This window comes from Enterococcus sp. DIV2379 (genome assembly GCF_050542965.1).
GTDB classification, from domain to species: domain Bacteria; phylum Bacillota; class Bacilli; order Lactobacillales; family Enterococcaceae; genus Enterococcus_D; species Enterococcus_D entomosocium.
On the sequence record NZ_CP172938.1, the window covers coordinates 2,245,538 to 2,271,313 of the forward strand.

The window sequence follows — 25,776 nt, forward strand, 5'->3', positions numbered from 1 at the left end:
TAATGACGGCTCTCAAGTAAAGAGATAAATGCCTAATAGAATGAATAAGGCGATCAATGATACACAGAAGATGATGGATAATATCAAGTTTTGATCAATAAAACGAAACACATCTGCTACATGGTTGATACTCATTGAGACTTCTCCAACGAAACGGTCTGCTTCGATGGCTTCTTCCCCAAATGCCTGTCCATCACCAATGACGGATAAATGATAGCCCTGCTCTTCGTCAGCCTCGATCGATAGTACTCGGCGAGCAATATAGCCGGTTCCTGAGCCATTTGTAAAGACCGCGAGCCCGTTTGGCTGTACTTGAGTGAAGGCTTGTTCTCTTAAAATGATCAAATCTTGTGTGCGTAATGCGGAGCTGTCAAGATTCGCCATCCCATTATCTGATAAACGCACCACCCGATGATTAAAAACCGTCATTTCGTTTTGATCAGTCACATATAAGCCGATAAACGTAAATAGGACAGTCATGCTACAAACCAAGAAAATCAGATAGATGATTTTCAGTACGAGATTGCCAGATTTCTTTTTGGCTGTTGGTTTCTTCGTCGCGGCTTTGCCTTTTTGCGGGGGTCGTCGTTTCTGGGAAACTTCCGCTGGTTTTTTGCCTTGCTTGTGGGTCCCTTTTGATTTGGCATTAGGATGACTTGATTTTTTGATTTTCCCCTGCTCGTTGTGCTGACTTGGACGTGCTTGCTGCAGTGGACGCTTTTTCTTTTTGCGTGGTGCTTCACTGGTCGTACTGGCAGCTGCTCTTTCTTTTTGCTTGCTAGGATGCTGCTTTTCGGTCGGTAATTTGGGGCGATTCGCTGTACTAGCCGCTTTTTTTCGTTTCTTTTTCACAGGCGCCTGTCCTGTCGGTTCTTTTTGGGTCGGCTTTTTTGGTCGTTTCTTGCCACTAGAAGGGCTGGCTTGCTTTCCTTGCGCCTGAAACTTTTCGATTCGGGGATTTCTCGGTGTATCCTCTGATTGGTCTCGTTTTTTTTCACGTTTGGCAGGCTGTGGCGGACGTTTTTTTCTTCTAGGTGCTTGCGACTGATTACTCATTGGCATCTACCTCGCTGCCCGCTCGTTCCATCCCTCTTAATTGGTTTGCATAAGTATTGGCATTGGCATTTTCCTGCAAGCGATCCTTGACGGTCCGAATGGACGCTGGCAAATTCCCTGAGCCTCGACGATTTGCCGCGCTTCTTTGCAAATCTTCAAACAACGAACGGGTCGTCTCCGCTTCTTCCTTGCGGGCTGCTTCGATTGCTTGTGCACGTGTGCGTTCAATCTCTTCCAAAATCTCTTCGGTCGGCTCATTATCATAAATGGTTAGATCATAGGCCTCGATCAACGCATTCAGCTTTTGGTCATAATGGATGTCCGTAGCATAGCGCCCTGTCAACCACGCAGTTGCTTCCCGATAAGTTGGGGCATTTTCTTTCCAAACGGGGGCATAAAAGCGCGGGTTGCCAGTGATGCCTCCTCTTAGTAAGCGAGCGTAATCTTCGATGGATTCACGGTAACTTGGGTATTTACGGAAATTGGAAGAGATCGTATACCACGCACCACTTCCATCATCTTCTTGCGTATTGAAGGTCACTTTTTGCCCACGAAAGCTGCCCTTGATGCCAAAGAGATTGTGGTTCGGCGGACTGGATAAGGCACTATTTCCTGAGCCAGTCTCCAAGATGGCTTGTGCGATCATCACTGAGGCATAAAGATCATTGTTATAGGCAACATCCTGCGCGTCAGAACCAATCTCATTGATGAATTGTTGTGTCGTTAGATTACGTGAAACCGAAAACTGAAAGTTGCTTTCCCGCTCTTCTTCATCGATCGGCGATTCGGGTTCTTCAGTGATTGGATCGGGCTCTTTTTCTTTGTCCTGATTGGTTTGATTCCCATTTGATTGGTTGTTTCCGCTATTGTTGCTGCTGTTGGTATCGTTGGTTTCTTGCTCATTCGTTTCAGGTCCAGCAGGCTGATTCGGCTGTTGATCGCCTTCTGAAGGATCTGGCGTCGACGGAACGTTTTCGGCCTCTTGGTCTTCTGTTTCATCCGAGCCGCTCTTTATCTCTTCCTCGTCTGTCTGTCCCTCGTCTGCCGGTCGTTCCACATCATTTACGACTTGGACTTCCGTTCCTTTTTCGGCCTGCTCCGCTTCTTCTGGAAGGGTTTCTTTTGTTTGTTCTGGAGGAGTATCAAGTTGCTCCGTTATCCTGTCAGCTCCTTCGTAAGAGACCGGTCGGAGGGCATCCGTTATCGATTGCCCACGACTTTCTCGTTGTGCATCGATGGTTTCCATATAAGTAGATGGTTCTACACCTAAGATCGATCGAACCATGGCTTCAGAAATCGTTTGATTATTGATGATTCCGATAAATGCTCCGATCGCTAACAGACTTTTTACGTTTCTTCTGGGCTTTTTCATCTTCTTGATCCTCCTCCTTGGGGCTGTTCTTGCTGGTGCCTTTTTTTGGTCGTTCATGGTCTTTGCTTTCATTTTTCTCAAGCTGCACAAGCAGCAATTGATAATGAAAGGCATTGTTCCGCAAATACATCGTAAAACCTAGCAAAAGAGCGAGTAAAAACAAGTGACTGATAGTGACATATTCTCGAAAGGCAGAGAGATAAAAATAGGCGGTCAGCTGCAAAAATACCGCTAATGGGATCAAAGAAGCAATAAAGTAGATGCGGTATAAGAATAAGAATCGTTGTTTTTGCTTTTGGGTTCTCATAGACTGCTCCTAACGTCTGTATTGCCTTCGATCAATGCTTTTTTTTCTAATAGATAGCTTTCGCTTTGGAGAAGATCAAAGTAAGCGGCTTTTCGTAAAAGATTGTCATAGTCCATCTTCATAATGCGTGCGTAAGGTTTTCTAAACCATGGTCGCTCATACAATTTGACTCGTGATTCAATCACGCTGCATTCATAAAAAACCAAACTGATATCTTTAGCAGATAGGTTGTTGTCGACCACTTGCTGCACTTGCCCTCTCTCATAGGTCAATTCTTTTTCGTTCAAGGTCATTTTTTCGATCTTTTGTACGAGATTGTTATTGATGCGCCAAACCTGTTCGAGGTATTTGGCTTTTTGAAAAAGATAGGTATATTCTCGTAAGCTGATTTTCAATTGCGTATGCCAGTTCTCGTCTTCTTCATCGGTCAAACTGTTTAAATAGTGGATACTATTTTTGATCAAAGAAGCTTCTAAGTTTTCGATGTAGATCTCAAGCTTTTGATTGGCCAAGCGCAAGCGCTCTTTGCTTGCTCGTTCTCGTTTCGCCTCTTCCTCCAATGCTAATTCATTGGCGTTGACTTTAGGCAATTGCTTGGCTTTTTTTGACTGTTTTTTTTTGCTGCTTTTTTTTCGAACTTTCTTTTTGAACTTTGGTGGCTCATCCGCACTGACCTTTTGGAACTCGAGCGTGTCTTCCAGTTCTTTTTTCATTGCATTGGTTTTGCCCTGACGTTTTTCTTCATGGACTTGCGCTTTCGGGCGACTCACAAACGTGACATTTTGTTCGTCGATCACGCTTTGTACGATTTTTGCCAGTTGCTCTTTAAAGTCGTTCGCATCACTTACACCAACGGGGGCTTGCTGCTGCAAGCTAGCATGCAACTGCATCGTAAAGGGAAACTCTTCTTCTGTGTATGCGATTGGTACAAACTCCAAAAACAAATTGCTTTTCTCATCGGACACATGATTGATGCCGATTTGCGTCCACACAAACTGAGGAAATTGCTGTTCCAAGGGAATGCGTAATTTTGAGTAATCGATTTTTTTCCGTAAGATCTCCATCTCGATATGATGGGTGAAGGCTTCGATGGAATAAAATTGCTCAAAGTAATGCGTCACTTGTTTGCGAATCGACGATTTGAGCGGCCACTTTTTTTGATAGAGGTTGTCACAGGCAGTGATTACTGATGGAAGTGCCTCTTGTTTGTAAAATAATTCCTCAAGATTTGGACTCAAGGTTGGATAGATGGCAATTTTTAAAATATCATTCGTCACATTCGTCCCAATGACCAACATTCTCATAAGAAATCAAGTCGTAGTTGTTGCCTGTGATTTCTTATACAGCATATATGGTCCTAGTGGGTTTCCCTCCTTTGTCGTGTCGCTCTCGGAAATTATTTAGCAGACCTTTTCGTCTATTCCGACTCATAACCTTCTTTTTAGTCTGGCAGATTCAACACTTTGCTATGCTGGATCAACTGCTCAAACAACCCTTTCGATTCATGATGAAACGTCGTAAGTCGTTCTTGGTATTGCTTGATCTCTTGACGGATTTTCATCACTTCCATCGATGCTTCTGAAATGATCTTGTGGGCTTCATTTTCCGCCATCTGACGTCTTCTGTCGGCTTCCAGTTCTGCTTCAGCAGCGGTTTCCCGTGCTTTTTCTTTTGCTTCGATCAAAATCGTCGCCAGCTCGTCCTTCATTTGTTCGACCTTAGTCAATTCACGTTCCAAGTCACGCTGTAAGACATTCTTATCTGCCAACTGTTCGACTCTTGAACGCTCGAGATCACGATATTTCGCTTCGGCTTCTTGCAAGCGCATGTTCAACTGTTGATTCTCATTTTCAAGCGAAGTGATCCGCCGCATGCTTTCGACTTCTTTTAATTTGTAGTTTTCGATAATCGCCGCTTTTTCTTCTAAATGAATCGCTTTTTCTTCAAAAGCCTGGACTTGCTTGCTTTTTTCTTCTAATTCTTTTAGCAGTTCATCTTCTCTTTGACGCAATTGTTCGAGCTCTTCTTCTACTTCGATCAATTCGTCTTCTTGACTCGTCAACTGCTCAATTTCTTGCTCATAATTGGTTTTGAGGGCTTCTTGTTGACGTTCTGCTTCTTTTAACTGCTGCTGTAACTCGTTGTAGCGCATTTGCAGCTGCTTGTTTTCATAAATGATACTTTCTTGTTGCGTCGCTTGCGAAGCCATCCGATTGATGGATTCTTGTTTGTTTTCCAATTGCTTGGTCAAATGTTCGACGGTCTTGGTCAGTTGTGAAACGGTATTTTCTAATGCCAGCAGCTCTTCTTGGGCATCATCGTCATACTCGTCTTCCTCGTATTCTTCATCCTCGTACTCGTCGTCCTCATATTCTTCATCGTCATACTCATCGTCATCATATTCTTCATCATCGTACTCGTCTTCGTCGTACTCTTCTTCATCATATTCCTCGTCGTAGACATGAACGCCTTCGTAAGTTTCTTCATCTTTCTTTTTGCGAAATAATGCCATGTTACCCCTCCTGATTCCTCACTCATCGATGATTTGATTCGTTGAACAATTTAATGTGTCTACAAATTGGTCTGCTTGTTCGTCTGCTTTCGTGAAAAGTTGCACTTTCGCAGTTCTATCCGCGGTCGTTCTTTCAAACGAGCTGACGTTTCTGCTGTGACCTTTTGAGCAGTGATGTCCGTTTCCTTCTTGCCATCATTCGTTCAAAAAAAGAAAGCAAAAACCACCACACCCCTTGATTTTCACGACCTCCATTTATTTTGGAGGATAGAAATCAAGTCAGTGAATCGGCCTGTTTCTCAATAAAATAGCCATTAAACGAAAAGACGGCTTCCGTTCGCAGAACATCTGTTGTCTATTTGATAGTATCAAAGCAAAAACAGATTGAAAAATCAGATATTTCTTCACTTGATGAAATATCTGTCAGAGCAAGTCGGTTATCCACATGATATTGTTAAAAATTGAGCAAAATATCCTCGTATTAAGGAAACGAATGGTCTTCTTTAAACGATCTTTATCTTAAATCAACAATCACGCCTTCCTAACCGCCGATCAATCCCCTCAAAAAAAATCAGCGACCTTATAAGCCAAGGTCGCTGATCGATTCTTTACCTATTATATAGTTTTACTGCTCAGTCATCTTTCATCCATTGGAAGCGATCCCTTTTCTCTCAGTTTGAAAGCCGGTTCCTGTCTACCGATCCGCAACTGTAAGTCTTTTTTCTCCCTGATGGGCTGCTTTTCTCTTGCCTTCAAAAAAAGAAAGAACCGTTTCTTGAAAATCAGTTTGCTTTAAACGAATAACTTTTTATGCATGTATAATGTCGCCATCCGATAATCATAATGGATCATCGAAAAGGCTAATAGCTCCCCATTTCTCAGATAGCTGTCATCTCGTACGATCAATGCGGGCATGCCTTCTTCTAGATGAAAGAACGCAGCTTGTTCCTGTGATAACGGTTTGCTTTGAATGAACTTGTCGATGAAGGCGACTGTCAGTTGTTTTTCTTCTGCCAAAGTTTGGAACATTGACCCCTCCATCATCGTTTCGGAGATCTCCCCTACGATTTCAGGTATATAATAGGAACGCTCAATCAAATACGGTTTGTCATCTAGCGTGCGAAACCGTTGGACTTCGATAAAGTGCTGATCTTTCGCAAATTGTTTTTGACTTGGTAGAAACAACGCCTCTGATACCTTGACCAGTCGCTTTGAGGCTTTGACCGTTCGAATGTTTTTCTCGCCTCGGGTCAAGTCTTCATTGAAGCCAAGATCTCCTTGTTCAATGGTCGGTTTTTGGTTGTTATGAAAACGAATATACGAGCCGCGGCCTTGCATCTGGTAGATCCAGCCCATCTTGCTCAACTTATTGAGGGCTTGGCGTAACGTATAACGAGAAACTGGATAAATTGCCAAAAGCTCTCGTTCACTAGGCATCTTCCCCTGCTCATTTCCAATGTCACCGGCTTCGATCTTTCTGATCAATTCTGCTGCTAAGTCTTCAATACTGAGTTTCGTCATCTGCCTACTCCTTTCCTTGCGATTCTCTACTACTATTATCGTCTTTGGCGTAAAAAAAGCCAGCTATTTTTCATAGCCGGCTTATCAAAAAAACGGATAGATTATGCCTTCGTTGCGTTTGCTTGTTCGTCCTTGTATAATTTGCCATCATACATTTTGATGAATGGGAACCAAATCAAGAAAGCAACGACTGCACAGATGATTGCTAAGACAAAGGCACGCCAGTCACCACCTGAACCAATAAAGCCGGATAAGCCAATTGGGGTTGGCCACGCTACTTGGGCAATCGGTGGGTTAACAAAGCCTAAGTTGATGCCAAAATAAGCAACGGACATTGAAACCATCGGTGCTAAGAAGAATGGGATCGCTGTGTACGGGTTGTATACCACTGGCATCCCGAACAAAATCGGTTCATTGATATTGAAGAAGGATGGCACGATCGCTGCTTTTCCTAAAGCACTTAACTGTGCTGATTTTGCAAAGAAGGCGATGAAAATCACCATTCCTAACGTTGCTCCTGAACCACCGATCGTTACGAAACTATTGTTAAACTCACCCGCAAAGGCAATGTTGGCACCATTTTGGTTTTCCACCATATTCGACAATACGATTGGCGTCAAGAATGAGGTCACGATCGTTGCCCCATGAATACCCACGATCCAGAGCGCATGCATGAAGAAGTAGATAACAAGTAGTCCGACCCAGGTACTGGTCAATTGCGTCACGAAACTAAAAGGAATCGCAATGACTTTGAAAATATCTGTGCCCATTGCGACTAATGCACCATTGATGACGATTACAGCTAATGAAGTCAGTGCCGTTGGGATCAATGCTGTAAAAGAGGAAGATACTCCTGTTGGCACTGTGTCAGGCATTTTGATGACAATATTGCGTTTCACACAGAATGCGTAGATTTTTACGGCAATAATCGCCATGATGATCGCTGTAAAGATCCCAGTTGTTCCTAAACGAGTCACCCCGCCAGCCATTTCCCAACCATCGATGATTTTTTGGTCATCAGAAATGACATTGACTAATGTTGCCATACCGCCTTCAAAAACTAATTGTGGCAAGCACATAAAGAACGCCATCATTGAAAGCAACGCGCCATTGACTGGACTAAGAACGATTTTTTCTTCTTGTGCTTGGATTTTGGTGTACTCGTAACCAAACACGACACAGAAGTAAAGTGCTAAAATCCCCATCGTTGCGGTATTACCTAACATGTAAAGATTTTGGATCTTATCGAATGACGCACTCCAAATGCCCTCTAATGCAGGGAAGCTTTGTGGCAAAACGCTGACGATCAAGAACATTGATCCTACAATAGTGAAAGGAATCGACGCCATCCCGGCTGCCATGACCCCACGAACGATCCGTAATTGTGAGATTTTCCCCATTGGACCCATTAAGTAGCGGTCCAAGAAGGCAAACATTTTGTTATTTTCTGAATCCATTGACTGTTCCTCCTTGAGTTTCAAATGTAGTCAAATACGTGAAATATTTGTCGCGGTCATGCTCGATCAACCACGCTTTACGCTGGATGAACAGGCACGCGATCATGCCGACAGTAAACAAGGCAAGTAAGATGCCTCTACCCGATTGATTCATAAAAGGAATCAATGTTGCTTGCTGCCCGATCAAAATAAATAGAATTGCAATCAGATTGACACCGAATTGGAGCCAATATCCGATTTTTGTCACCAGTAAACGATTCGATTGCTGCCAATATTTTTGAGTTTGTTCAATAAGTATAAGTCCATCAACGATCAATAAGGCAATGGGAATCAAACCAGCCCATGTCCATTGAGACAGACTCAATAGGGTCCAATAAAGATTGACAAAGAAAAAGATCGCAGTCATATAACGAAAAAGTAAAAAACGATTAAACCGCATACTTTTGTTTGCATATTCTTTCTTGGCTGCTTGGGTTACCGGTTTCCTTTTGGTCACAAGTCCTCCTCCTTTCTTTTTGCTTTCGCTCAACAACTTGTTCGAACAAGTTATATTCTAGCAGAATTCTAGTTGAATGCAACCGATTTCTTTTTGAAAGTTTTCTCTGAAAATAACCTGCTTTTTCATTTGTTATTTCTGAAAAGTTAAGCTGATCTCAAGGAACCTTGCAGGATAATACTGGAATGTTCCTGATGTTTGGCTTTTGTTCGAGCAGAAAAAAAGTTGTTTTTAGCGTTACTTTTTGCAAAAAATGTTTGTTTCTGAAGGCTTTATCCCCATGCAAGGCAACAGGTTTGTCAACTTACTAACTTTACAGTACACTCTAAGTAACAAAATAGTTGATTTCAAACATGCGTTATTTTTATTAATCGACATTGCCTGTACTCGTTCCTTAAAACGAAAGGAGATCTCCCAATGGATGTATTAGAAACTTACTTAACCAGCATTGAAGATCCAGTAAAACAAGAAAAACTGCGTGCCTTATTTGCCGCTATTACCAAGAAATTTCCTGACCTCGTTCCAGTCATTAAATGGAATCAGCCGATGTTCACCGCACACGAAACCTTTATTATCGGTTTCAGCGTTTCAAAACCGCACTTTTCTGTCTCTCCAGAAACCAAGTGTCTTGAACAGTTTATCGATGCCATTGAAAAAGCTGGCTACAGCCATACGGATAACATTTTTCGCATCAAGTGGACTGAGCCGATCGATCAAGCATTGATTGAAGACATGATCGCTTTCAACCTGAAAGACAAAGCGGAGATGACCCGCTTTTGGCGCTGAGCCAATTGAGACTTCGTAAAAGAATAGCAACCAAAAAATCCGCAGAAGCCTGTTCGCTTCTGCGGATTTTCTGACTATTATAAGCCCAATTCTGGTGCCGGATCAAAGAATCCTGACCATAAGCTTGTTGACATCCCTAAATGTAGATGGACGCCAGTTGAATTTCCAGTCGTTCCCATACCGCCTACATATTGTCTAGCTGAGACGCTTTGTCCGACCGAGACAGCTGGCAGTGTACTAAAGTGCATGTAGTAGCTGTAAATGCCATTGGCATGTTTGATGATCACATAGTTACCAGTTGACGGACCATAGCCCGCTTCGACAACTTCGCCTGCTTGAATCGCATAGATCGGTGTTCCTGTCCCCCCGGTAAAGTCGATGCCATTATGTTGATTTCCTGATGCCCCTGTTGGATCTGTTCGATACCCAAAACGACTCGAAATATGAACCGAATCGACTGGCATTTGCCATCCACCTGTGCTTGCTTGTTCTTTTGGCTCAGTTGCTTGCTGCACAGGTGCAGGAGTAGCTGCAGTTTTTTCTGGAGCCACCGATGTTTCGGGCGCCACTGCTGCTTCCGTCTTCGGCTGTGCTGCTGCCACTGCTGCTTGTTGAACGGCAGGATTTTCAGCAGTTTTAGCTGACTCGGCTTCTGCTGCTTGCTGGCGTTTTGCTGCTTCTTCTGCTTCTTTGCGCGCTTTTGCTTCTTGTGCTTCTTGCTCAGCCAGTTGCTTCAACGCTGCTTCTCGTTGCCGTTTTGCTTCTGCTTGGTCCGCTTCCAATCGGTCTTTTTTCTCTTCTTCGGTGTTCAATGCCAAGGCAAGGTCCGCTAGTTCAACTTCTTGATTCAATTTGACATCAGCTAATTCCGCTTGTTTTCCTTGCAATGCGTTTGACTGCTCTTCGATCACAACCAATTGTTCCTGCAACTCTTTTTCCAATTGCTGGCTCGTTGCGATATCTTCTTGCTGTTGTTCGACGATGCTATTGCTGGCATTCATGATCGTTACTGAAGCGATCGCCCGTTGAATGGCTTCTCCGATGGATTCAGCATCAACGATTTTTTGGAACAACCGATTGGAAGGTTCCGACGTTTGAATGTCACGCGCTTGATTCGCCAGTACCTCTGTGCGCTTGATTATTTTTTCTTCAAGGACTTGGATCTCTTGTGCCAAGGCATTGACTTCTTCTTCCGTCGTCGTTTTCTTTTGTAGGATTGCTTGGATTTCTCCTTCAATCGATTGAATCTCTGCCTCTGTGGAGCGTTTCAGTGATTCTAATGAGGTAGATTCATTTTTTATGTCATTGATTTTTTCATTTTGCTGCTGGATCTTCTGATCAAAGCTGTCTGCGGATACCGTCACGACAGGCAGCGTCAGCAAAACAAGTGAACTTGCAACCAAAAGTGTCTTTTTCATTTTTTCTCCTTAACTAGATGTGTCTTATCGCTTTCTCTAGCATACCGAAAGATTTCATTCTTGGGGTTGTTTTCACACAAATAACATCTGGCTGCAAGAAATTGACATCTAGCTGAAACAAAATTGTTAGAATATTTCAACGAAAAAGATTGCTTTTCTTCGTCATTTAACCTTCGTTACTTATCAAGCGGTTCGTCTCCTGACCGATTGCCTACAAAAGTGCCGCTATTTGCAGCAATCAGTACTGGACCTATGCTATACTGAATAAAAACGGAGGTTCTCATGATACAACAAGTGACCCAATTTACTGATTCTGAATTAGAAACCATCGCCCAGATTTGGCTGCAAAGTAATTTGGATGCCCATGACTTTATTTCGGCTGCCCATTGGCAAGATAACTATGATTTTGTGAAAAAAGCCTTCTCTGATGCCCTTATTTACACCTATTCGGTGGATGATCAGCCCGTCGGCTTCATCGGGATGTTGGGTGATTATATCGCTGGTATTTTCGTTTTGAAAGACTATCGTGCCCACGGCATTGGCAAGCAGCTTTTACAAAAAGCACAAGCAGAACACGAGAAGCTGACTCTGAATGTCTACCAAAAAAATACAGCTGCTATTGCGTTTTATCTCAAAAACGGCTTTACCATCGTTTCTGAACAACTGGATTCTGATACCAATGAAATCGAAAACACCATGGAGTGGCATCGTTGATGCTGCTCTTTTTCCTATTTTTTTCTACCTGTTAGTTAACGAACCCTTTGGAAACTGTTTAATAAAAAAAGTATAACTGATCAAACAACATATTTCCCAGCAATACATATAGGACAAATATACAAAATTTGAATGAGCAACATGATTGATTATTTTCCCCTTCGTGCAGTCCCATCTTCCCTTGGATTGGCACTGTCAAATGGTATAAAGCAGTGGATACTATGGTCATTGATGAAATGAAAGTAAACAGCCTCCTCCTAAATTTTAGGAGGAGGCTGTTTAGGATTGAATCGAACTTATACAGAAGATTCTGCTGGATACTCCCGCAAGCGATACCCGACGCCGATTTCAGTGATCAAATATTCTGGCTGCAGCGTATTGGTTTCGATTTTTTTGCGAATGTTTGAGATATTGACTCGTAAGGTTTGTGCATCCGCTGCAAAAGGTCCCCAGACTTCACTGGTCAGCGTATCGTAAGTGACGACTTTGCCTAAATTCTTGAACATTACTGCCATGATACGGTATTCGTTTTTGGTCAAATGGATCTCATTTTGATTCTTGTACAGGATTTTCTTCTCAAAATCGATCGTTAACTCCTTGTTTACGAGAATCGGGCTGCTACTAAAGGCAGCTGACTCCTTGTGCCGCAATGCCGTGCGGATACGGGCAAATAATTCATTGGTACTGAAGGGCTTTGTTACATAATCATCGGCACCGAGGTCTAACGCTTGCACTTTGTCTTGTTCATCTTTGCGGGCAGAGATCACGATGATCGGTGTGTTCATGCGCTTACGAATGATTTTTAACAGCTCCATGCCATCAATGTCCGGTAAGCCCAGATCCAGCAAGATGAAGTCAATAGTTTCTTCCTGTAAGAGCATCAATGCCTCCATGCCCGTACCAACTGACGTAAAGTTGTAGTGTTCTCTTTGCAAGACGACCTCCATAAAATCAACGATATTCGAATCATCTTCAATCAATAAAAAATGTCGCTGCATGTTCTTCCTCCTTACTGCTTTAAATAAATACGAAAGATGGTACTGCCGGCTTTCGTTTCGATCGCCAATTTGCCTTCATGGGCATGGATGATGGTTTTAACGATACTCAGTCCGATGCCTAGTCCATTTTTGGAATCCACCGGCACTTCGGTGTCATTGGTCAAATTCGCTTGGATTTTTTGGTATTGCCCTAGGGGGATCTCCCCTTGGTTCTCGATTTCAATGACCACTTCTTGCTCCTGAAAAACCCGCAAGAAAATCGGTGTATCGGCGGTTCCATGGCGTACGCCATTTTCAATCAAATTAAACAAGGCTTGTTCGATCAAGATGGGATCGACTTGGACAAAAATCAGCTGATCGGGCATCTTCACGATGATTTTTTGTTGCGGATAGACTTTTTTTAGGTGCGTTAAAACCGCTTCGATAATTTCTTCGATTGGTTCTTCACTGCGCTTGACCGCCATGTTAGTCAAATTGATGCGGGTCACCGACAGTAAGTTTTCGACCATGCGGATCAACCACTGGGATTCACTTTGGATATCTCCTAGCAGCTTTTGTTTCGTTTCCTTTTTGATCGCGCCTTCGGTTTCGCTCAATGTTTCGGCAATGCCAGAAATCGTCGTCAGTGGCGTCCGCAAGTCATGAGAAACCGCACGCAGTAGATTGCTGCGGACTTTTTCCCGTTCGTTTTCTAATTGGATCTGTTCTTTCTCACTCGCCAGAGAGACTTGCTCCAACACGGTAGCAATTTGGGTGATCACAAGGCGCAAGTAATTCAATTGACTATTGGCCAACTGATGCTCCTCGTTGCGTTCTACCCCAAGGGCGCCTAGTGGTTTGCCGTTTAAAACGATCGGCAAGTAAAATCCATTGGCACCAATCAGAGTATCTGTGCCGCGACCGGCTTCTTTTTGATTTTTCACGACCCAAAAAGCGACGGCTTTCTCATCCTTGCCAGTTAGTTGAGACAATGTTTCTCTTGAAGAATGCAGACTTCTCAAGTGACCTTCTCTGTCATATAACGCCACTTCTCGCTGGAGTAAGCGTGCCAAATAGGTGGTCGTACTTTCATAAATGTCTTGCTCATTCCGCGTTTCCATGTATTGTTTGTTCAACTCATACAATATCTCCATTTGATGCTCTTTTTCCTTGGCATTTTCTGCCTGGGTCTTCAATCGAACCATCAAATTACTGATCATTAAGGCAACGATCAGCATGATCACTAATGTGATTGGATAGCCTGCTTTATAGACCGTCAAGGAATACAAGGGTTCGACAAAGAACCAATTGTAAGAAAGGACACTAATGATCGATGCCATGGCACTCCAAAGATAGCCACTTGTGTAACGTGCCACTAAGAGAACAAAAAAGATATAAACCAGCATCAAATTCTGATCGCCGAAATGTAAGTACTGCATGCCTTCTGTCACTATGGTAGCGAGCATGATCAGCCCAAAGGTCAAGGTGAAATCTCGACCACCGCCTTCAAATAATTGCGAAAACGTCAGCCGTGGTCGCTGCATTTTTTCTTTAAAAGGAATCAAATGGATCTCAATATCATCAAGGCGCCGAATCAAGCGGTCTTCCAAATCCTCGACAAACAATTTTTGGAACCACTTCTGAGAAACCTGTTTCCCCATGATAATGTCACTGGCACCCGTCATTTTGGCATACTCTACGATGGTCTCAAAACTGTCATCCGCTTCGATGTTGATGACTTCTGCTCCCAAACGCTCTGCCAATGGCACCTCGGTAGGTGTATCATCTAACGATCGAACTTGAATCACCGTCCATTCCGCCCCCACTCCTTGGGCTAAGCGGGCGGTCCAACGAATGCATTTCTCTGCCATTTTAGGCAAGCGATCATCAATAATCGTCAAAAGCTTGCTTTGGACTCGTTTTCGACCGCCGTTCATTTGATTGATATGATTGGAAGCTTTTTGGATCGCTAATCCACGTAAATGATCAAGTTTTTCTGGCGTAAAAAAGTTTTTTAGTGCCCGCTTGGCATTTTCATCGGCATAGATTTTGCCTTGTTCCAACCGATCAATCAGTTCGTCTGGTTCAACGTCCACCACTCGTAAGCTGGCGTGCTGGAAAAAGGTGTCGGGTACAGTTTCTCTGACTTCCACTTCCGTGACCTTTTCCACGATGTCATTCAGACTTTCGATATGCTGGACATTGATGGTCGTGTAGACGGTGATTCCTGCATGCAAAAGTTCATCAACATCTTGGTAACGTTTTTTGTTTCGCGCACCAATGGGATTGGTATGTGCTAACTCATCGATCAAGACGATATCTGGTTTTAGTTGGATCAGTCGATCGATATCCGGCTCATATAGGGTCAATTGCTTGTGCTGGTATTGCTTTAATGGTACTTGTGGTAACCCTTCAAGCAATCGATTGGTATCGGGACGTTTGTGGGGTTCGATATAGCCGATCACCACATTTTTGCCCATGAGCAAACACTCATGGGCTTCGGTTAACATCGTATAGGTTTTTCCGACACCGGCAGCAAAACCGAAAAATACCCGCAGCTTGCCACGTTTGGGGCCAAATCCGGCTTGCAGCAGCATCTCTTCTGGGATTGTCTGCTGGTTGTTTTCACTCATAGATGCTTCCCCCTATTCTTCGGGTAATTGATCGAGCTGCTGATTCAAGGTCATGATATTGACATATTCTCTCGTGAAGAACAGATCAGCTACTTTATTTCTGTTTATTATATCATGAATTGTTTGTTCATCGATGCCTCTTGTGTCAGCGATCCGCGGCAGTTGAAAAAGTGCCGCTTCGACACTGATATCAGGATCAACGCCACTACCCGAAGCGGTCACGAGATCGATCGGCACACTGGTTTGGGTTGGGTTTTCTGCCAGTAACGCCGCTGTCCGCTCAGCTACAGTCTTTTTTTGGGTCGGATCATAGGGCGACAATTGTGAAACGGTTTGATCACGGCCTTGGAAGTAACCTGCTTGATCAAAGGGTTGTGCAAGCAGCTCAGACCCTTTAACCGCTCCGTCTTCCACGATCTGACTGCCGTTGGCTTGATGGGCAAAAAAGACTTGTCCGACACCGGTGACCAATAATGTATAGAGACCGCCAAATAGCACGGTACTAAATAGTAAAAATTTGATACTGGCAAAGAGGGTGTTCTTCATCATGTTTTCCTCCTAAATGACTCTTTGACTCTGATGGACTTCTCTTATAGTAGAACAGCTGACAAAAGCAAATCTACTAGCTTGATACAAATGAATGGTGCGATGATGCCGCCTAGGCCGTAGACGACAAGATTGTGCCGCAGCATTTGGCTGGCTGGTTTTTCTTGGTATTTGACCCCTTTTAACGCCAGAGGGATCAAGGCGATGATCACGACTGCATTGTAAATGACTGCGGACAAAATCGCCGTTAAGGGACTACCAAGATTCATGATATTCAGCGCTGCAAGTTCTGGATAAATCGCATAAAACAGGACAGGGATCACTGCGAAATATTTGGCGATATCATTCGCGATACTAAAGGTCGTCAATGCCCCACGGGTCATCAGCAGCTGTTTACCGATCTGCACCACTTGCAGTAATTTGGTTGGGCTGGAATCAAGGTCGATCATATTCCCTGCTTCTTTGGCTGCTTGCGTACCGCTATTCATCGCCATTGCCACATCGGCTTGGGCGAGTGCGGGTGCATCGTTGGTTCCATCCCCCGTCATCGCCACCAAATGCCCTTTTTCCTGATATTCGCGAATCAGGTTCATTTTGTTTTCTGGTGTTGCTTCGGCTAAGAAATCATCGACGCCCGCTTCCGCAGCAATAGCAGCTGCCGTCAAAGGGTTGTCTCCAGTGATCATGATCGTCTTGATGCCCATCTTTCGCATGTCGGCAAATTTTTCTTTGACGCCGTTTTTCACGATGTCTTTTAAATAAACGACCCCGAGTACCTGGCCATTTTTCACTACGACCAATGGGGTTCCACCAGCTTTAGCGACTTTTTCCACGATCTCGTCACATGCAGTGGGATAGGTCTGCCCTTTTGCCGTCACGTATTGCTTGATCGTATCAGCAGCTCCTTTACGGATCTCATCACCACGATAGTCGATCCCAGACATCCGTGTTTTGGCACTAAAATCGATCCAATGGACATCAGCTTGCTGAAATACCCGTTCACGAATATTGAAGGCTTCTTTGGCTAAAATTACGATACTGCGTCCTTCTGCCGTTTCATCGGCAAAAGATGCCAACTGCGCTGCATCTGCTAACTCTTTGGCGGTGACCCCCGGTACCGGTAAGAACTCGCTGGCACGGCGGTTTCCCAGAGTAATGGTTCCTGTTTTATCCAGCAGCAAAACATCCACATCTCCTGCAGCTTCAATCGCGCGTCCACTCATGGCGATGACGTTTTCTTTGGTCAAACGGCTCATTCCAGCGATCCCAATCGAGGAAATCAAGGCGCCGATCGTGGTTGGTGCGAGACAAATCAGTAAAGCGATCACGATCACACTGGAAATCGCCGTTCCCCGACCAGATAACTGACTGCTAAAATCAGTAAAGGGAATCAATGTGATGGAAACAGCCAAGAAGATGATGGTCAGTGTCACTAAGAACAGCTGCAAGCCAATCTCATTGGGTGTTTTTTTCCGCTGTGTCCCTTCCACCATCGCAATCATCTTATCCAAAAAAGAATGACCATTTTCAGCGGTCACTTTAATGACCAAGTAATCGGAAACGACTAAGGTTCCTCCCGTGACTGCACTACGGTCGCCACCAGATTCACGAATGACAGGTGCTGATTCTCCTGTGATGGCACTTTCGTCCACCGAAGCAGCACCTTCCACGACATCCCCATCGGCAGGAATTTGTTCGCCAGAAGGAACATAAACCAAGTCGCCTTTTTTCAAATCGGAGGAACGGACTTCGATAAAAGCCTCTTTGGCGACATCTTCCAAGGACATGACTTTGTAGGTCATGATGTCTTTTTTGGCTTGCTTCAAACTATCCGCTTGTGCTTTGCCGCGCCCTTCTGCCACTGCTTCGGCAAAATTGGCAAACAATATAGTCAACCATAAGAAGACGGTCACACTGATGCTAAACCACAACGGGACCGTTTGTTCTTGAAAACATAAAATCGTTGTCAAGATCGCCCCTAGGTAAACCACAAACATCACGGGGTTTTTGATTTGTTGGCGAGGGTCCAATTTCTTAAAGGATTCGCCGATCGCCCATTGATAGATTTTTTTCATTTTTTCTCTCTCCTATTTCGTTGTAAAAAAGTCTGCGATTGGTCCTAAAGCCATCGCTGGTAAAAAGCTCAGTGCACCGATCACGATGATCACAATGATTAGCATCGTGACAAAGACTGGACTCGTGGTTGACAAGGTTCCTTCATTACGAACGGTTTTCTTTTTGGCACCCATGTTTTCTGCCAGATACAAGATGGCTGCGATGGGAACGAAACGTGAAACGAACATCAAGATACTACCCAAACCATTCAGGAAAACAGTATCTGCGGTCAAGCCGCCAAAGGCACTCCCGTTGTTGTTGCTGAACGAAGTTGCTGCATACAACAGTTCGCTAAAGCCATGGGCGCCTTGGTTGGTTAGCCAGCTCATGATGTCAGGATGCAAGGTCATCAACATAGCCCCGAAAAGCGTCAGTAGCAATGGCGTCAAAATAACGATACTCGTCATTTTAATGTCAAAGGCTTCGATTTTTTTGCCGATATATTCTGGTGTTCGTCCCACGAGTAAACCAGCGATAAAGACCGTCAATAATAGAAAAGCGATCATGCCATAAAGTCCGCTACCGACACCGCCAAAGATGATTTCCCCCAGCTGCATCAAGAACATTGGGATCGCACCCCCGAGTGGTGTGAAACTATCCAGCATGGCATTGACTGATCCACTGGAAGCGGCGGTGGTACTCACTGCCCAGAGGCTCGACCAACCGATACCAAAACGTACTTCTTTGCCTTCTAGATTGGCCGTTCCAAGCACTTGACTGAATTGCGGTCCATAAGCTTCACTGATCACTACGCCAATAAAAGCAAGGATCAAAAAGACGGTTGCGGTGATCAAGATCGTACGTCCTTGTTTCCACTCTTTGATCCAAAAGCCAAAGGCAAAAATCAAAGCAGCTGGCAGCAACAAGATCGCTAAGTTTTCTAAAAAATTACTGAACATCGTTGGGTTTTCAAATGGATGGGCGGCGTTGGCGCCAAAAAAACCGCCGCCGTTGGTCCCTAATTGCTTGATGGCGATTTGACTCGCTACCGGTCCGAGCGCCATCCAAAAGGATTCCCCCTCAAATCCATTGACTTCAACGCCGCTGCTCAACGTTTGGACGACGCCTTGAGACAGGAGCAAGATCGCTAAAATCAATGAGAGTGGTAAAAGGATATAGAGCAAGGAACGGGTGATGTCTTGCCAAAAATTCCCTACCGTTCGTTTTTGTTTTTGCTGCAGCCCACGAATCAAGGCACACAGTACAGCTAGTCCTACTGCCGCAGATAAGAAATTTTGCACCGTTAATCCTAATGCTTGGGAAAGATTGGTCAGTGCTTCTTCCCCAGCGTAAGCTTGCCAGTTCGTGTTCGTCACAAAACTGACGGCTGTGTTCAAGGCTAAGTCAAAGGACAAATTCTCAACGGCCGCCCCTTGCGGTAACCAGTGCTGGACCATCAATAATCCGGTCAATCCGATGATGGAAAAGACGCTGACGGCCAAGACTGAAAATAGATAAGTTTTGGCGGTCATTTCTTTTTTGCTGACCGAACCAATCACTCGATAGGTCAACCGTTCAATGGGTTGAATAAAGCGGACAAACCGCGGTGTTTTTCCTTGCATGATTTCTTTGATATACCAGCCCAAAGGAACCGCTGCTGCTAGTAAGATCAGTAAAAATAAAAAGCCTTGCACAAAATAGCTACTCATCGTTCTCCCCCCTCAAACAAGTACCAAAAGAGATAGATCATTACGATCACTCCGATTATTCCTAAACCAAGATTCATATTCTTCACTCCTTCATGACGTAAGCATACGCAAAAAGAAATAAAAATAGTGTAAATCTTCTGCTAGCATCTTTATATCTTCTTTATACGGCTGCTTATCGGACAAGAAAACCGCAATACTGCAGGTTTTTTTTAGAAAACAAACTAAAAACAGCGGATATCCTTAACGATATCCGCTGCTAGAGTCATTGAGACTTATTTCGTTTTTCTGCTTTTGTTCGTGTGTTTCTTACGAAAGAAGACGATCCCCGCTAGTGCCACAAGGCTCACTCCTACAATGGAATAGCCTTGAGTGATGGCTGTACCAGTCTTTGGTAACACCCGTTTGTCCTTTGCGGTCGCTTTGCTTTGTTTACCAGGCTGTCCTGCATCCGTTGGTTTTTCTTGCCCTTTATTAGAATCATCTTTCTCTGGCTGCTTATCATTTTCCTCTGGTTCTTCTGCTTTTTCAATGACTTTGATCGTCGCTGTGGCGGTGACTGCTTCTTGTGAGTCAGTACCAAATAAGCGTGCGAAAAAGTTAGGAGTTGCTGCTTCATCGGTTACGATTGAATAGGTGACTTGATAGGTTCCGGTTTTTTTGGTATCAACCGAACCGTCCACCAACAGTTGCTCCAACGTAAGTGTCTTACCATCACGATCTGTAGCGGAGACAAAATTGTCGGCAGCTGTCCAGTTGTCACCGACATAAATCACGCTATCTTTCACAGTCACAGACGTTTGGTCTGCCAACACGGTGATTGTGGCAGTGGCTTCGGCTTTGCCATTGCGATAGGTTACTTGGTATTTTCCAGGCACATCAGTATTGACTGTACCGCTAATCAATACTTGATCATAATCGACTGCTTGTCCGCTTTTATCTGTTGCCGAGACAAAATTATCGACGGCTTGCCACTTCTCTCCTTCATAGATTGTACTATCTTTTGCTACGACTGTTTCTTCGTGAGCAACCACAGTGATTGTCGCTATGTCGCTGACTTTTCCATTCGTATAAGTGACTTCGTATGTGCCTTCTTGATTGGTATCGACGGTACCAGTAACCATTACTCCTGATAATTCAACCGTTACTCCCGTTTTGTCTGTGGCTGAGACAAAGTTGTCGGCAGCTTGCCAGTCATCGCCGACATACAGGGTACTGTCTTTGGCTTTGACACTCGTTTGATCTGCCAACACGGTAATCGTGGCAGTCGCTTCGGCTTTGCCGTTGCGATAAATCACTTCATATTTCCCTGGTGTGGCGCTATCGACCGTACCTACTGTTGTGATATCTGCAAGTTTTAGCTCATTACCGTCCTTGTCTTTGGCTGACACGAAGTTGTCGGCAGCTTGCCAGTTATCATCCACATAAATCGTACTGTCCTTAGCGACTACGGTTTCTTGGTTCGCAACGACTGTAATCGTCGCCGTTGCTTTGACATGACCATTTTGGTAAACCACTGGGTACTCGCCTGCTTTGGAGGTATCGACTGAGCCACTAACGGTTACTCCTGAAAATGGTAGGTTTGCTCCCGTTTTGTCTGTGGCTGAGACAAAGTTGTCGGCAGCTTGCCAGTCATCGCCGACGTATAGGGTACTGTCTTTGGCTTTGACACTCGTTTGATCAGCTAACACGGTGATCGTGGCAGTCGCTTCGGCTTTGCCATTGCGATAAACCACTTCATATCTGCCTGCTTTAGAGGTGTCAACTGTGCCATCAACGGTTACTTCTGTTAGCGGCAATGCCTTGCCGTCTTTGTCTGTTGCGGAAAGAAAATTATCCGCGGCTTCCCATGAGTCACCTACATACAACGTACTATCTTTAGCTGCCACCGTTTCTTGGTTCGCAACAACCGTGATCGTAGCAATAGCTTCTGTTTTACCATTGCTATAAGTAACTTTGTACTGACCTTCTTTGCTCGTATCAACTAATCCACTAACGGTCACTGCTGAAAATGGTAGGTTTGCTCCTGCTTTATCCGTTGCCGAAACAAAGTTGTCGATTGCTTGCCAGTCGTCACCAACATATAAGGTGCTATCTTTAGCTTTAATTGATGTTTGATCAGCTATCACGGTGATCGTCGCTTTCGCCTCAGCTTTGCCGTTACGATAGATTACTTGGTATTCTCCTGGTACTTTCGTATCCACGTCACCACTGGTGGTGACTTCTGCCAAGCTTAACGGTTGTCCCTTCTTATCCGTTGCTGAAACAAAATTATCCGCAAGCTCCCACGCATCTCCAACATAAAGTGTACTATCCTTGGCAACGACTGTTTCTTGATTGGCAACCACGGTGATCGTGGCGACTACTTTTTGATTGCCATTTTGATAAACCACTGGATATTGGCCTTCTTTGGAAGTATCCACGGCTCCACTAACTGTCACATTTGAAAATGGAACGTTCGCTCCTGTTTTGTCCGTTGCCGAAACAAAGTTATCAACTGCATGCCAGTCGTCCCCGATGTATAAGGTGCTGTCTTTGGCTTTAACCGAAGTTTGGTCTGCTAAGACCGTGATCGTAGCTGTTGCTTCGGCTTTGCCGTTACGATAGATTACTTGGTATTCTCCAGGTGTATCCGTGTCAACTTCACCGGTGATGGTCACTTCTGTGATTGCCACTGTGTTACCGTCTTTATCCGTTGCCGCTAGAAAATTATCAGCTGCTGTCCATGCATCGCCCACATATAACGTGCTGTCTTTGGCTGCCACCGTTTCTTGGTTGGCCACCACAGTGATCGTCGCTGTCTCGCTCACGTTGCCATTCATGTATTTGACTTCATAAGTGCCGACTTTAGATGTGTCGACCTCACCGTTGACGGTAATTTCCGAGAAGGTCAACGCATTGCCATGCTTGTCTGTTGCTGAGACAAAGTTATCTACAGCATGCCACTCGTCTCCCACATAGATTGTACTATCTTTCGTGACGATCGTTGATAAATCTTCTTCTGGCGTGATGCCCACAGAGAAATGATTGCCCGTCCGATTCACTTGGACTTCTTTTCCGAGTTGAAGCTCCTGGGGCACAACGTAGCCTTCTGGGACGTAAGAAACATAAAGCGTATAGGTCCCTGTATAAATATCAGCTAATTGATACTCTCCCTTCTCATCCGTTACAACAGAAATAACATCTCCAGTCAACTGATTCCAAAGCATCAATGTAACGCCTGCAATTTTCTGAGTTGGTTCTTCGGTATTATAAACATCAAGTGACGCACTAGTTTTGTAAATGATCCCGTTTGAATCACCTGCCGAAAATTGCAGGTTAGTCACCGTCGAAGTAGCCGTCCGTTTGGCTTCCGACAAGGTATCAATCGTATCAGAAACGATCGTTGCTGAAGCTGAGATTTGGCCGGCGTTTTGTGAAAGTACGTTGTAACTGATTTCGATATTTTTCGTTAAAACATAGTTTGAAAAGACAAGCTGTACGTCTCCGTCAACTTCTTTGATTTCGTAGCTATCGTCTGGCACATTTGAAACATTGATTGACCTAAGATCGATTTCACCATTGGTATTTCCCAATGATTTTAGAAGGATCGTTGGATTTGCTACTTTTTTCGAGCCATCATCGATATTTTTTGTTGTGACCTTGACCTGAGTCATGTTTTTTGTATTATTCACGGTATTTTGAGTAATCCCAATAATATCCGTCGCTGTATTGGAAACCGAAACGGTAGTTGAGCCTTGCTGATTATTTGATAGCGGCTCTTTTGCAAAACCAGGTACATAAATCGTACTCATTTCCTGCCAACCATTGGCGTACTGATAGGAAATGATGTAGCGATGGTTAGTCGTCCCAAAATCAAAGGTATAATAGTTGGTTGCCTCATCATGGGTGATCGTTGGATAATTCGGATCGCTTTCTTTCATGGCTTGATTATCATAATAACCACGATCCCAGTACTGTGGATAAATGCCACTGACTTGTTCATTGGAAACATCGATGATCGAAAACACAACATCCGTATTTTTCGGAACATGGGTCTCAACAGTCAAATCACTGATGGTATCTTGACGAGCGTTGACTAAAAACTGATTCTTACTGCTTTGGAGCGTGCGTTCAGAATACAGTTTTCTTCCGGTATAGACGGAGGTATGAACCGTGTCAAGTCCTGTCGCGGAAATCGTGATTGGAATTGTATCGTTAGGAATTGATTTTGTCGGTGCTAAACTGTCTGGCACATAATTGAAGCCAATATCAAATTGAACAGAATAGGTAATGGGCGACGTAAAGGTGACCATCGTTCCGCCTGCTACTTCTTCAATCGTATAATCAGTTCCTAAAGTATAATAGAAGCCGACTTTTGGTACCTTTCTTAAAGAAAGATACTCGGGATGTTCAATAAACATTTGTAAATTTTCGATCGGTTGTGAGGTGCTGCCTTCGATATTGACTGAAGTGTCACTGGCATAGGCACCATTTTGATCATAATTTCCCCAAGCAGTTTCAGCGTTATTGGGATTAAGAACACTGATTGGTTCGACGTAGTTGTCTTCAACGATTTTGAATTCTTTATTAGCAATTAACGGTGTCGAGACATTGAGGATGATATCTTTCTGATCAAAGGGTACGGTTATGTTCGTGGAACCAAGAGTGAGATTGCTGTCTTTTGTGGCCGTCACAATCAGTTTGTCCCCATTATTTTCGACAGAAAAATAATCCGTAAAAGTCACATTTTGATAGAAGGCGTCTCTTGCTGTTAACTGTTTCGCCGTGATCGGCTGTCCGTTTTGACTCGAAAGAATGATTTGTTGACCTGCTTTCATCTCCGTCGGCATTTGATGAATTGATACATAGTAGTTTCCTTTAGAAAGGCCATTCATAAAACTGGCAGAAGCAACCCCCATATAATACCTAGAATCGACTTCTTTTTCATCTTTACTGGTTGCTGCGGTAAAGGAAAACCCTCTGTTTTGGGCAGTTGTTTGTTTTAGCTGTACCGAACCAAATCCGGTCGTTGGATACCCTTTTGAAAAAGAAGGCGTATAATCCGTCAGCTCGGTCAAACTCATGGTGAATTGATAAGAAACCCCATAAGCCTTTTGTTTGTCCATCTGTTTGATTTCAACAGCAGTATTGTAAAGACTATTTGAGGTGATCGTATAGTCTGTCCCTTCGACTAATGCTGTCTGTGTTTCTGGCTTGATCTTTCCTTTGATATCCACTTCATAGCTGAAGACTTTTAACGGTTGGGTCTCAATCTTTTTGAAGGACGCACCCGGCGTATCAACCAAATGCAGTGAAAGAGTTTCCGTTCCAGATAATGTCCGATCAGTATTGTAGTAAACCATTCCTTGCATCCCAAAGACATTTTTTTCTGACACATATTGAATCGGGTCAACTTCTTCATACAAATCAATGGCGTAGCTTGTCTGGTTTTGATCGCCCATCTCAATGGTTAGCTGAGGCTTGTCTTCTGAATAAAGATAACTGGTCAACTCGATCGAAAACGATGCATCATGAATGGATTGGTTAAAGGTGATCGTTAATTGATGGGCGGCGCTATCTACTGCCCACGAAGCATTGATTGCTTCATTTGTTCCTTGCATATCACTAAAACCAAGGCCTTCCGGCAGGTCAAAAACAGCAGTGGTGCCGGCTAAGTAGTCTTCGTCATTGATTTCAAAGTCTAATTTCAGTTTCACCGGACTATTGTTTAAAATCCGCGTTTCTTCCGTTTGACTGAACTCCTCACCAGCAATCGTCAGTAATGTGCCTTTTTCTAAAAGCTCTTGTCCATTGATGCGGGTGCTGACACGGGAACTCTTTTCGGCTCCTTTTGCCTCTTTCGATTCAGTTTCTGAAGAACTTGTTTGCGTCGAATCTGTAGTATCTGCTGTATGCGTTGATGAAGTTGTAGCAGGCGTTTCACTTTGACTCGTTGTTGCTGCATCCGTCTTGGAGGTTGCTTCGCCGCTTTCTTCTGAAGAACGATCCGTTTGAGTAGTCTCAGTTGTTTGCGCGTCGCTTGTGTTTGTTTCATTGGCAACGCCGCTGGTTGATTCCAGCAGATGATTTGAGTTATCTAAAGTACGAATGGTCTGTTCCTGTTCCGTGGTTTCCGCAAGCGCCATGACCGGAGTGATCACTTGGGACAGACCTAAAGCGGTAACAACAATGCCATGACGAATTCGTTTATTTCTCTTTTTCATTTTTTTCCTCCATT

The 25,776-nt window shown here is 44.1% G+C and carries 17 protein-coding genes; 2 read left to right on the top strand and 15 right to left on the bottom strand.

Annotated elements, in window-relative coordinates; all coding sequences use genetic code 11:
* Positions 1-12: 12 nt before the first annotated feature.
* The 8 genes from IGI92_RS10410 to IGI92_RS10445 form a co-directional block, all read right to left on the bottom strand.
* A complete protein-coding gene (locus IGI92_RS10410) occupies positions 13-1,056 on the bottom strand; it encodes a hypothetical protein (protein WP_194188345.1) in 1,044 nt (347 codons plus the stop codon).
* On the bottom strand, positions 1,049-2,428 hold the full coding sequence (locus tag IGI92_RS10415; RefSeq protein ID WP_430606926.1) for a glucosaminidase domain-containing protein: 1,380 nt from the start codon (positions 2,426-2,428) through the stop codon (positions 1,049-1,051). The genes IGI92_RS10410 and IGI92_RS10415 overlap by 8 nt, the downstream gene beginning before the upstream one ends.
* Complete coding sequence (locus tag IGI92_RS10420) at positions 2,361-2,735, bottom strand: hypothetical protein (protein WP_005235091.1); 375 nt, start codon at positions 2,733-2,735, stop codon at positions 2,361-2,363. The genes IGI92_RS10415 and IGI92_RS10420 overlap by 68 nt, the downstream gene beginning before the upstream one ends.
* Complete coding sequence (locus IGI92_RS10425) at positions 2,732-4,039, bottom strand: hypothetical protein (protein WP_430606928.1); 1,308 nt, start codon at positions 4,037-4,039, stop codon at positions 2,732-2,734. Before IGI92_RS10425 ends, IGI92_RS10420 begins: the two co-directional genes overlap by 4 nt.
* 137 nt (positions 4,040-4,176) lie before the next feature.
* Positions 4,177-5,247: a DivIVA domain-containing protein gene (locus IGI92_RS10430; RefSeq protein ID WP_430606930.1), complete on the bottom strand. Its 1,071-nt coding sequence runs from the start codon at positions 5,245-5,247 to the stop codon at positions 4,177-4,179.
* Between the two features lie 792 nt (positions 5,248-6,039).
* Complete coding sequence (locus IGI92_RS10435) at positions 6,040-6,768, bottom strand: GntR family transcriptional regulator (protein ID WP_430606932.1); 729 nt, start codon at positions 6,766-6,768, stop codon at positions 6,040-6,042.
* Positions 6,769-6,869: 101 nt separating this feature from the next.
* A complete protein-coding gene (gene celB / locus IGI92_RS10440) occupies positions 6,870-8,225 on the bottom strand; it encodes a PTS cellobiose transporter subunit IIC (RefSeq protein WP_005235081.1) in 1,356 nt (451 codons plus the stop codon).
* On the bottom strand, positions 8,209-8,721 hold the full coding sequence (locus IGI92_RS10445) for a hypothetical protein (RefSeq protein ID WP_034878497.1): 513 nt from the start codon (positions 8,719-8,721) through the stop codon (positions 8,209-8,211). The genes celB and IGI92_RS10445 overlap by 17 nt, the downstream gene beginning before the upstream one ends.
* Positions 8,722-9,138: 417 nt before the next feature.
* Here IGI92_RS10445 and IGI92_RS10450 point away from each other — a divergent pair, with 417 nt between their 5' ends.
* On the top strand, positions 9,139-9,507 hold the full coding sequence (locus IGI92_RS10450) for an iron chaperone (protein ID WP_005235074.1): 369 nt from the start codon (positions 9,139-9,141) through the stop codon (positions 9,505-9,507).
* Between the two features lie 77 nt (positions 9,508-9,584).
* Here the strand turns inward: IGI92_RS10450 and IGI92_RS10455 are convergent, their stop codons facing one another.
* Complete coding sequence (locus IGI92_RS10455; RefSeq protein ID WP_142971650.1) at positions 9,585-10,925, bottom strand: peptidoglycan DD-metalloendopeptidase family protein; 1,341 nt, start codon at positions 10,923-10,925, stop codon at positions 9,585-9,587.
* A 282-nt stretch (positions 10,926-11,207) separates the two neighbouring features.
* Here IGI92_RS10455 and IGI92_RS10460 point away from each other — a divergent pair, with 282 nt between their 5' ends.
* Complete coding sequence (locus tag IGI92_RS10460; protein WP_016613476.1) at positions 11,208-11,639, top strand: GNAT family N-acetyltransferase; 432 nt, start codon at positions 11,208-11,210, stop codon at positions 11,637-11,639.
* Between the two features lie 296 nt (positions 11,640-11,935).
* Here the strand turns inward: IGI92_RS10460 and IGI92_RS10465 are convergent, their stop codons facing one another.
* The 6 genes from IGI92_RS10465 to IGI92_RS10490 all read right to left on the bottom strand — a co-directional run bounded on the left by IGI92_RS10465 (position 11,936) and on the right by IGI92_RS10490 (position 25,762).
* Complete coding sequence (locus IGI92_RS10465; RefSeq protein ID WP_016613477.1) at positions 11,936-12,637, bottom strand: response regulator transcription factor; 702 nt, start codon at positions 12,635-12,637, stop codon at positions 11,936-11,938.
* 11 nt (positions 12,638-12,648) lie between these two features.
* Positions 12,649-15,249, bottom strand: coding sequence for a sensor histidine kinase (locus IGI92_RS10470; protein ID WP_301388469.1), 2,601 nt, complete (start codon positions 15,247-15,249; stop codon positions 12,649-12,651).
* 12 nt (positions 15,250-15,261) lie between these two features.
* Positions 15,262-15,798: a potassium-transporting ATPase subunit C gene (locus IGI92_RS10475; RefSeq protein ID WP_430606937.1), complete on the bottom strand. Its 537-nt coding sequence runs from the start codon at positions 15,796-15,798 to the stop codon at positions 15,262-15,264.
* Positions 15,799-15,839: 41 nt separating this feature from the next.
* Positions 15,840-17,870, bottom strand: coding sequence for a potassium-transporting ATPase subunit KdpB (gene kdpB, locus IGI92_RS10480; RefSeq protein ID WP_430606939.1), 2,031 nt, complete (start codon positions 17,868-17,870; stop codon positions 15,840-15,842).
* A gap of 12 nt (positions 17,871-17,882) precedes the next feature.
* The gene (kdpA, locus tag IGI92_RS10485) at positions 17,883-19,559 is read right to left on the bottom strand and encodes a potassium-transporting ATPase subunit KdpA (protein WP_430606941.1); all 1,677 of its coding nucleotides are present in this window, start codon (positions 19,557-19,559) and stop codon (positions 17,883-17,885) included.
* Positions 19,560-19,831: 272 nt separating this feature from the next.
* Entirely contained in the window at positions 19,832-25,762 is a 5,931-nt protein-coding gene (locus IGI92_RS10490) for a bacterial Ig-like domain-containing protein (protein ID WP_430606943.1), read from the bottom strand.
* Between the last annotated feature and the right edge of the window lie 14 nt (positions 25,763-25,776).